General features: G+C 55.7%; 2 protein-coding genes. Both read left to right on the top strand.

Translation table 11 applies throughout. From position 1 onward, the window contains the following. Positions 1 to 3 precede the first annotated feature (3 nt). A complete protein-coding gene (locus Xinn_RS21395; protein ID WP_086954000.1) occupies positions 4 to 240 on the top strand; it encodes a TIGR03758 family integrating conjugative element protein in 237 nt (78 codons plus the stop codon). Positions 241 to 274: 34 nt separating this feature from the next. Next, positions 275 to 576, top strand: a 302-nt coding sequence (locus tag Xinn_RS21390) for a TIGR03745 family integrating conjugative element membrane protein (protein WP_342210415.1), incomplete at its 3' end; no start/stop codon positions are given.

Genomic DNA, 576 nt, shown 5'->3' with positions numbered 1-576 from the left:
GCAATGACCCCGACCCAGCGCCATGCCTTTGAGGCGGCTTCAGGGCACTTTGATATTCATTTTCTGTCTCTGGTGTGTGTCGGCTTTTTCTTCGCGACGCTGTTTCTCTGGGCAGCCTGGGCGGCGCTGGATGTCTGGAACGGCTGGGCGAATGACAACGTGCGTAATCAGACCCTCAGCCAGTTTGCCCTGCGAACAGCGCTGTTACTGGTGATTGCGGTCTGGATGTTTGCCAGCTGATGCAATGAACATAACAAAAAGGAACCGATTGATGATGAAACCTGTTTTTACCTTCTGCCGTCGTGTCAGTACGCAGCTGATGACCCGGATCAGTACCCTGTTTTTGCTGTTCGGCCTGGCCTGTGAGTCTGCCCGGGCCGATTTACCGGCCATCGAACCGCCGAAAAGTGGTGGTGGCGGCGGATTGTTGGGTCAGGTGAAGGGCTATGCGCAGGATGGCATTGTGATTGGGGGCTTAATCCTCTCGGCCGTGGCATTTTTTAAAGTCGCCTCCGCTGCCGTGGAAACCTTCTCCGAAGTGCGTGACGGCAAAGCCAGCTGGACCCAGTTTGGTTC

It is taken from the genome of Xenorhabdus innexi (assembly GCF_002632485.1).
Taxonomy (GTDB): Bacteria; Pseudomonadota; Gammaproteobacteria; order Enterobacterales; family Enterobacteriaceae; genus Xenorhabdus; species Xenorhabdus innexi.
Note: the sequence above shows the minus strand (reverse complement) of the source record. Positions and strands in the feature narration are given on the sequence as shown.